General features: G+C 65.5%; 12 protein-coding genes. 5 read left to right on the forward strand and 7 right to left on the reverse strand.

Going from position 1 to position 8,248, the window contains the following annotated elements:
• Positions 1-780 (reverse strand): 2,3,4,5-tetrahydropyridine-2,6-dicarboxylate N-succinyltransferase (locus VH499_RS24285; protein ID WP_332055355.1); only part of this gene is annotated, 780 nt, incomplete at its 3' end.
• Positions 781-852: 72 nt separating this feature from the next.
• Between VH499_RS24285 and nudB the strand changes: the two genes are divergently transcribed.
• Both nudB and VH499_RS24295 read left to right on the forward strand, forming a co-directional pair.
• The gene (nudB, locus tag VH499_RS24290; protein WP_332055356.1) at positions 853-1,299 is read left to right on the forward strand and encodes a dihydroneopterin triphosphate diphosphatase; all 447 of its coding nucleotides are present in this window, start codon (positions 853-855) and stop codon (positions 1,297-1,299) included.
• 31 nt (positions 1,300-1,330) lie between these two features.
• Complete coding sequence (locus VH499_RS24295; RefSeq protein WP_332055357.1) at positions 1,331-1,648, forward strand: monooxygenase; 318 nt, start codon at positions 1,331-1,333, stop codon at positions 1,646-1,648.
• 15 nt (positions 1,649-1,663) lie between these two features.
• On the opposite strand, the gene nth is transcribed toward VH499_RS24295, so the two are convergent.
• Entirely contained in the window at positions 1,664-2,311 is a 648-nt protein-coding gene (nth, locus tag VH499_RS24300; RefSeq protein ID WP_332055358.1) for an endonuclease III, read from the reverse strand.
• 34 nt (positions 2,312-2,345) lie between these two features.
• Between nth and VH499_RS24305 the strand changes: the two genes are divergently transcribed.
• Positions 2,346-2,840, forward strand: coding sequence for a DUF2244 domain-containing protein (locus VH499_RS24305; protein WP_332055359.1), 495 nt, complete (start codon positions 2,346-2,348; stop codon positions 2,838-2,840).
• On the opposite strand, the gene dapB is transcribed toward VH499_RS24305, so the two are convergent.
• Positions 2,837-3,634: a 4-hydroxy-tetrahydrodipicolinate reductase gene (gene dapB, locus VH499_RS24310; RefSeq protein WP_332055360.1), complete on the reverse strand. Its 798-nt coding sequence runs from the start codon at positions 3,632-3,634 to the stop codon at positions 2,837-2,839. The two genes, VH499_RS24305 and dapB, sit on opposite strands and share 4 nt — an antisense overlap.
• 53 nt (positions 3,635-3,687) lie before the next feature.
• On the opposite strand from dapB, the gene VH499_RS24315 reads away from it, so the two are divergent.
• Positions 3,688-3,960, forward strand: coding sequence for a DUF3303 domain-containing protein (locus tag VH499_RS24315; RefSeq protein ID WP_332055361.1), 273 nt, complete (start codon positions 3,688-3,690; stop codon positions 3,958-3,960).
• Between the two features lie 118 nt (positions 3,961-4,078).
• On the opposite strand, the gene VH499_RS24320 is transcribed toward VH499_RS24315, so the two are convergent.
• Entirely contained in the window at positions 4,079-4,675 is a 597-nt protein-coding gene (locus VH499_RS24320) for a DNA-3-methyladenine glycosylase I (RefSeq protein WP_332055362.1), read from the reverse strand.
• A gap of 61 nt (positions 4,676-4,736) precedes the next feature.
• Here VH499_RS24320 and VH499_RS24325 point away from each other — a divergent pair, with 61 nt between their 5' ends.
• On the forward strand, positions 4,737-5,456 hold the full coding sequence (locus tag VH499_RS24325) for a haloacid dehalogenase type II (protein WP_332055363.1): 720 nt from the start codon (positions 4,737-4,739) through the stop codon (positions 5,454-5,456).
• 15 nt (positions 5,457-5,471) lie between these two features.
• Here VH499_RS24325 and VH499_RS24330 read toward each other — a convergent pair whose 3' ends face one another.
• The 3 genes from VH499_RS24330 to VH499_RS24340 all read right to left on the reverse strand — a co-directional run.
• Entirely contained in the window at positions 5,472-6,221 is a 750-nt protein-coding gene (locus VH499_RS24330) for a hypothetical protein (RefSeq protein ID WP_332055364.1), read from the reverse strand.
• Positions 6,221-7,342 carry a molecular chaperone DnaJ gene (gene dnaJ, locus VH499_RS24335; protein WP_332055365.1) on the reverse strand — a complete coding sequence of 374 codons (1,122 nt, stop codon included), beginning with the start codon at positions 7,340-7,342 and terminating at the stop codon, positions 6,221-6,223. Before dnaJ ends, VH499_RS24330 begins: the two co-directional genes overlap by 1 nt.
• Positions 7,343-7,434: 92 nt before the next feature.
• Positions 7,435-8,248: Hsp70 family protein (locus VH499_RS24340; protein ID WP_332055366.1), on the reverse strand; the 814-nt coding region annotated here is incomplete at its 5' end.

Raw genomic sequence — 8,248 nt, forward strand, 5'->3', positions numbered from 1 at the left:
GGTGATGATTACGCAGTAGCGCGCCGGCCGGTCGGGACCGCCGCCCATGGTGCCGGGGTGAACGACGGAGTAAGGCGGTACCTTGCCGACATGAATCTGGCCGGTCTCGCGATCGACGATCCGAGTATTCGCCGAAATGAACACGCCCATCGACAGCACCGAGCCGGTGCCGACGATCACACCCTCGACCACTTCCGAGCGCGCGCCGATGAAGCAGTTGTCCTCGACGATCACCGGGTTGGCCTGCAAGGGCTCCAGCACGCCGCCGATGCCGACGCCGCCCGACAGATGGCAGTTCTTGCCGATCTGCGCGCAGGAGCCGACGGTCGCCCAGGTGTCGACCATGGTGCCTGAATCGACGTAAGCGCCGAGATTGACGAACGACGGCATCAGTACGACCGACGGCGCGATGTAGGAACCGCGCCGCACGACCGAGCCCGGCACGGCGCGGAAGCCGGCCTTGCCGAAGCGTGCGGCGTCCCACCCCGCTGTCTTGAGCGGCACCTTGTCGAACCATGGTGCGGCGCCCATTCCGGGAAACGCTGCGCCGCCGTCCATCGCTACCGAATCGTAGAGGCGGAAGGAGAGCAGCACCGCCTTCTTCAGCCACTGGTTCACCAGCCACTCGCCACCCACCTTTTCGGCGGTCCGGAAAGCGCCGTCATCGAGGCCGGTGATCGCCGTCTCGACGGCATCACGCACGGGGCCCTTGGTGGCGCTGGTGATGCCGTCGCGCTTCTCCCACGCGGCGTCGATGGTGCTCTGAAGCTCCTTGCTCATGGTCTCCTCGAAAAAGCCGCCGGACCATAGCGGGGGCAGGCATGGTGTCAATGCAGGGGCTATGGTGGGGCAATGACGTTCAAGATTCCCGAATCGGTGCTGGTCGTGGTGCATACGCCCGAGCTCCAGGTCCTGCTGATGGAGCGCGCGGCCCAGCCGGGCTTCTGGCAATCCGTCACCGGCGCGCGCGAGCCGGACGATGCCGACCTCGCAGCGACCGCCCGACGGGAACTGCGCGAGGAGACAGGCCTGACGGCGGGTACCCTGAGCGACTGGCGCCTGGTCAATCGCTACGAAATCTGGCCGCAATGGCGCGGCCGCTATGCGCCTGATGTCACCCACAACGTCGAGCATGTATTCGGCTTCCAGGTGGACCGGCAGAGCGTCGCGACGCTCGATCCCGCCGAGCACATCGGGCAGCTCTGGCTGCCCTGGCGGGCAGCGATGAAGAAGGTCTTCTCACCGACAAATCGCGAAGCCATCCGCCATCTCGGGCAGGGTGCGTCGAGAGGCAGCTGATGATAGCCTCGGCCGAGTTCGGGAGGTTGCCATGATCACTGCCATCGTGAACTTCAAGCTGCCGGCCGACATCGATGCCAGGAAGGCGGCGGCTCTCTTCAAGGGCTCGGCGCCGAAATACCGGGACATGAAGGGCCTGGTGCGGAAGTACTATCTCTACGACGCCGAGAACCGGATCGGGGGCGGCGTCTATCTCTGGAAGAGCAAGGCGGACGCGGAGGCCGTCTATACGCCGCAATGGCGGGCCTATATCGCCGAGCGCTACGGCGCGCCGCCGGAGGTCCGCTATTTCGAGACATCGGTCGTGGTCGACAACGAAATGGCCAAGATCCTGGCGGAAGCGGCCTAGCGTCGTCGAAGCGCGCTATAGTGCCACTGTCTTCGCCCTGAACTTGCAGAGATCGTTCACGACGCAGCGCGGGCATTCGGGCATGCGCGCCTTGCAGGTATAGCGGCCGTGCAGGATCAGCCAGTGGTGGGCATGGAGGCGGAATTCCGCCGGCACGCGCTTCAGCAGCCGGAGCTCGACTTCCAGCGGATTCTTGCCCGGCGCGAGACCGGTGCGATTGCCGACCCGGAAGATATGGGTGTCGACCGCGATCGTCGCTTCGCCGAAGGCCACGTTCATCACCACGTTGGCGGTCTTGCGGCCGACGCCAGGCAGCTCCTGCAGCGCCTCGTGGCTGCGCGGAACCTCGCCGCCATGCTTCTCGACCAGCAACCGGCTGAGCGCGATCACGTTCCTAGCTTTGGCACGATAGAGTCCGATGGTCTTGATGTAGCCGATCAGCTTCTTCTCGCCGAGCCGCATCATCTGCGCCGGAGTCTTGATCTTCTCGAATAGCGGCTTGGTGGCGCGGTTGACGCCCAGGTCGGTGGCCTGGGCCGACAGGACGACCGAGACCAGCAACTGGTAGACGTTGTCGTATTCGAGCTCGGTCTTCGGCTCCGGCATCGACTGGCGCAAACGGATGAAGAACAGCCTCACGTCGGCGAGTGTCATCAAGGGCATGGCAGGACGCTAGCCGAGGCACTAGGGTGACGCCATGGCCGACTCCTCTCCGGCAATCCATTTCTCCACATCGCTCAGGCCGCATCGCAGCTTGCCGCCCGAAGGCTTCAAGTGGCTGATCCGTGCGGTCGTGGCGGCGAATCTGGTGATCGGCCTGCCGCTGTATCTCCTGGGCGCCTGGCCGGTCATGGGCTTCATGGGTCTCGATGTCGCGCTGCTGTGGTGGCTGTTCCAGCGCAACTATGTCGATGCCCGGCGCAGCGAAAGGCTCGTGCTCACCGACCGCGAGCTCATTGTCGACCGCGTGGCGCCCGACGGCGAGCGCGAGGAACATCGCCTCGACGCCTACTGGCTGCAGGTCGAGCAGGGCGAGCGGCTGGTCGCGACCTCCCGCGGCAGCCGCGTCGTGATCGGCCGCTTCCTGGCGCCGGCGGTCCGGCGCGAGGTGGGCGATCAGCTGAGGGCCGCGCTCGTCCGCCTGCGCTCGCCGCGCTACGAACACCCCTGGGACAAGGAAGCGGATGCCTAGAGGCCGAGCACATCCTTCATACCATAGAGGCCCGGCTTCCTGTCCTTGAGCCATAGTGCGCCACGGAGGGCACCGGAGGCATAGGTCTCGCGGCTGAAGGCGCGGTGGCTGAGTTCCAGCCGCTCGCCGGCCGCCGCGAACATCACCGTGTGCACGCCGACCTCCTCGCCGCCGCGCAGCGTCGCGAAGCCGATCTCGCCGGGCGGCCGGGCGCCGGTGTGCCCCTCGCGACTCTTGCGCCACACGTCCTCGAGCTTGACCTCGCGGCCCGCCGCGGCCGAACGGCCGAGCGCCAGCGCCGTGCCCGACGGCGCGTCGATCTTGTGGCGGTGATGCATTTCCAGCACTTCGATGTCGTAGCCGGGATCGAGCAGCGACGCGGTCTTCTCGACCAACGCCATCAGGACGTTGATGCCGAGCGACATGTTGGCCGCCCACAGGATCGGGATACGCCTCGCGCACTCGTGGACGGCGGCGGTCTGCCCGGGATCGAGGCCGGTCGTGCCGATCACCATCGAGACACCCTTGTCGGCGGCGATCCTCGCATGCGCCGCCGTCGCGGCAGGCATGGTGAAATCGATCACGACATTGGCGGCAACGATGGCGGCCGTGCTGTCGGCCGAGATCTTGACCCCGTTGGCTTCCATGCCCGCGATCTCGCCGGCATCGCGGCCGATCGCCCTGCTCCCGGGCGCTTCGCTCGCGCCGGCGAGGCTGCAGCCTTCGGTGCGGGCAATCTGGCGGATCAGCATCTGGCCCATGCGCCCTGCGGCGCCCACGATGGCGATCTTCATTTGGTTCCCCACGGTTGAGCTGGCGTAAGCTAGCCGTTTCGGGAGAGAACGGCATGCTCTTCATGGTGGTCGAACGGTTCCGCAACCAGGACGGCAAGGCCGCGTACCGCAAGCTGCGCGACTCGGGCCGCGGCCTGCCCGACGGCCTGAAGTTCGTCGCGAGCTACGTATCGGCCGATCTCAGCCGCTGTTTCCAGCTCATGGAGGCGGACGACGTCACGCTCTTCCAGCGCTGGATCGCCGATTGGCAGGAGGTGGTCGAGTTCGAGGTCGTGCCGGTGGTGGAAGGCAAATCGACGCGCGAGGCGCTCGCGCCGCTGCTCTGATCGGATAACACGATAGTGACCACGGGCGATTCGCACTTTCGACATGAAACTGGCCTGGATCACGCTTGGTCGGCCTGGAAGGGCTTTCGGCTCCGAAGAAGGCGGGCATCGATGGGCACTAGGACTTGCGATGGCGGTGGCAGCCGACGATATGGTCGTCGACCATGCCGGACGCCTGCATGAAGGCGTAACAGATGGTCGAGCCCACGAACTTGAAACCGGCCTTTTGCAGCGCTTTCGACAGGGCGTCGCTTTCCGGCGAGCGGGCCGGCACGTCCCTCAGGCTCCGGGGACTGTTCCTCTTCGGCTTGCCGCCGACGAAGCTCCACAGGAATCTCGCGAAGGAACCTTCGCGCTCCACCAGAGCCAGATAGGCCCGGGCGTTGCTCACGCTCGCCTCGATCTTGCCCCTGTGGCGGATGATGCCGGGATCGGCCAGCAGCTTCGCAAGCTTGGCAGGCGTGTAGCGGGCGATCTTCGCAGGGTCGAAGCCGTCATAGACCTTGCGATAGTGTTCGCGCTTGCGCAGCACCGTGATCCACGACAAGCCGGCCTGACAGCCCTCGAGCGTCAGCAACTCGAACAGGGCGCGATCGTCCTTCAGCGGCCTGCCCCATTCGGTGTCGTGATACTTCTCGTAGAGCGGGTCGGCCGTGGCCCAGCCGCAGCGCGGCTTGCCGTCGCTGCCGTCGATCGTGTCGTGCTTCCAGACCATGGGCGGACCCTACCCAAGCGGCACGAGAGACGCCACACTGCGCAAATTGGAGGAAGGACCGATGGCCAAGGATCTCGCCGACCTCAAGGTCTGCATTTTCGATGTGTTCGGCACCGTCGTCGACTGGCGCGGCAGCCTGGTCGAGGATCTGCCCGGGCTCGGCCGCAAGCATGGGCTGGAAACCGACTGGACGAGTTTCGCCGATGACTGGCGCGGGCTCTACCAGCCGCAGATGCAGCGCGTGCGCAAGGGGGAGCTCCCCTGGACCAACATCGACGAGCTGCACAAGGAAGCCTTCGAGATGCTGCTGAAGAAGCGGGGCCTGCCGCATCCCGGCGAGGAGGGCGCGTGGGCATTCACGCATCTCTGGCACAAGCTCAGGCCGTGGCCCGACTCGGTCGAAGGCATCGGAATGATGAAGAAGAAATACGTCGTGGCCACACTCAGCAACGGCAACGTCGCGCTGCTCGTCAACATGGCCAAGAACGGCGGCATCCCATGGGACCACTGCTTCTCGGGCGAGACCTTCCATCACTACAAACCCGATCCCGAGTCTTATCTCGGGGTGGTCAGGACCATGTATCTGAAACCGCATCAGGTGATGCTGGTGGCGGCCCATAACGGCGACCTGCGGGCGGCCCAGAAATGCGGCCTCTCGACCGGCTTCGTACTTCGGCCCAAAGAGCATGGTCCGCAACAGAAGACGGACCTCGCCGCCGACGGCGACTGGGACGCCGTCGGAAACTCGATCATCGAGGTCGCGAAGAAGATCGGCTGCTGAACCTTAGCCCGTACGCTATCTCGAAAGACCTTCGATCGTCCGGTTCAGCGTCGCGCCGGGCTCTTTGGCGAGCGCGAGCTCGAACGGTGTGTCGAAGAGTGCCACGATGACGAGGCAGAACGTGAAGGCCACGGTGAACAATCCCACGCTCACCCGGATGGCGCGCCGATTGCCGATATGCACCAGCATGATCGCAATCTGCGTCAGCGCTCCCAGAACGAGGATGGACAGCCATTTGATGACCGTCGTCGCCCGGTCGGCGAGGGACAGCCGTCTTTCGCGCGCCTGCCGCAGTTCCGTGAGCGCGCCGAGCAGGGTCGTCCGCGCGACAGTGTCCACGCCGGCGGCATGCGTCGCGGCGGCCAGCAGCGCCGCGTAGGCCGCGTCCGTCTTCTCGCGGCGGCCCTCGCTGTAAGGATTTTCCCCGCCGGCCGCGGCGACGTAGCTCTTGAGGCGCGGCACGAGGCCCGCCTCCAGTCCGTTCACTCTCGCGAGCTGAATGACGGCGCGCAGCGCGTCGTCCTCGATCTGCACGCTCTGCCGCGCAGCGGTGTCCTTTTGCCAGACATCGTTCATCAGCAAGGCCGTGAAGAGGCCGAACAGGATGGCGACGGAGGTGAAGTAGGGTCCGACCAGACCGGTCGTCTTCTGCAATGCCGGGGCGAGCGGCCCGTGCGCTTCGAGGGCTACAATCAGAACCGCCACCGCGACCGGAGTTATGACCGAGAGGACGATCTCCCAGGTCGAGAAGAATGTCCCGGTCATCAACCGCCGAACATCTCCTTGACCTTGCTGAAGAAGCCTTCGGATTCGGGGCTCGTCTTGCCGGCCTTTTCGAACTCCTTGAGAAGCTCCTTCTGGCGGCCCGTGAGATTGGTCGGCGTCTCGACGGTGATCTCGATGTACATGTCGCCGTGCTGCGTCGAGCGCACGACCGGCATGCCCTTGCCACGCAGGCGGAACTGATGACCGCCCTGGGCGCCGGCCGGGATGTTGATGCGCGCCATCTTGCCGTCGAGCGTCGGCACGTCGATGCTGCTGCCGAGCGTCGCCTGGACCATGGAGATCGGCACCCGGCAATGGATGTCCGCTCCCTCGCGCTCGAACAGCGGATTGCGCCGCACCGACAGGAATACGTAGAGATCGCCGGCCGGGCCGCCGCGCGTGCCGGCCTCGCCTTCGCCGGAAAGTCGAATACGCGTGCCGTCCTCGACGCCGGCCGGAATGTTGACCTTGAGCGTCTTGTCGCGCCGTACACGACCCTGGCCCGCACAGGCGCGGCACGGCTTGTCGATCACCTGCCCGACGCCATGGCAGGCATGGCAGGTCCGCTCCACCGTGAAGAAGCCCTGCTGGGCGCGCAGCCGTCCGCGGCCGTGGCAGGTCTGGCATTGATGCGGCTTGGAGCCCGGCTCCGCGCCGGCGCCGTGGCAGCTCTCGCAGGTCACCGAGCTCGGCACGCGCACCGTGGCCTCGGTGCCGGCGTAGGCCTGCTCCAGTGTGATCTCTAGATTGAAGCGCAGATCCTGGCCGCGCATGTCGGCCCGCGGGCCGCCCGGCCGGCCACGGTTGGCGCCGAACATCTCGTCGAAGATGTCGCCAAAGACGGAGCCGAAATCGAAGCCCTGCCCCTGAAAACCGCCGGGCCCCCCGGGGGCGCCGCCCTCGAAGGCAGCCGGGCCGTAGCGGTCGTAGGCCGCGCGCTTGTCTGGGTCCTTCAGGATGTCGTAGGCGTGATTGATTTCCTTGAACTTGCGCTCGGCATTCTTGTCGTCCCGATTGCGGTCCGGATGATGCTGCATGGCAAGCTTGCGGAACGCTTTTTTGATGTCGTCGGCACTCGCAGTGCGATTGACACCCAGCAGCTCGTAGTAGTCCTGCGACATGACGCGTTACGCAGCCCCCATTTGTCGCTTCCACCGATAAAGTTCGGCCTCCCGCCGGAACGGGAGGCCGCGGTTGCTGTTCTAGCTCCGCATCAGCCGGAGCCGGTCTTCTTGTTCTTGTCCGTGACGTCCTCGAACTCCGCGTCGACGACCTTTTCGCTCTTCGGCTCGTTGGCCGCTTCCCCGCCGGTCGACTCCGAGGCGGCGCCTGCGCCACCTTCCTGCTGTGCCTTGTACATCGCCTCGCCCAGCCTCATCGCCGATTGGGCCAGCGTGTTGGTCTTGTTCTTGATGTCCTCGACATCCTCCCCGGCCAAGGCCGTCTTGAGGCCTTCCAGCGCACCCTCGATCTCGGCCTTCTCGGTGGGGCTCACCTTGTCGCCGAACTCCTTCAGGTGCTTGTCCGTGGAGTGGACCATTGCCTCGCCCTGGTTGCGGGCGTCGATCAGTTCGCGCTTCTTCTTGTCCTCCTCGGCATGCAGCTCGGCATCCTTTACCATCTTCTGGATGTCGGCCTCGTTCAAGCCGCCCGAAGCCTGGATGCGGATCTGCTGCTCCTTGCCCGTGGCCTTGTCCTTGGCCGAGACCTGGACGATGCCGTTGGCGTCGATATCGAAGGTCACCTCCACCTGGGGCACGCCGCGCGGCGCCGGCGGGATCCCCATCAGATCGAACTGGCCGAGCAGCTTGTTGTCCGCTGCCATCTCCCGCTCGCCCTGATATACCTTGATCGTCACCGCCTGTTGATTGTCGTCGGCCGTCGAGAAGATCTGGCTCTTCTTCGTCGGTATGGTGGTGTTGCGCTCGATCAGACGGGTGAATACGCCACCCAGCGTCTCGATGCCCAGCGACAGCGGCGTGACATCCAGCAGCAAGACGTCTTTCACATCACCCTTCAGCACCGCG

The organism is Reyranella sp. (assembly GCF_036558665.1).
In the GTDB taxonomy this organism is placed as follows: domain Bacteria; phylum Pseudomonadota; class Alphaproteobacteria; order Reyranellales; family Reyranellaceae; genus Reyranella.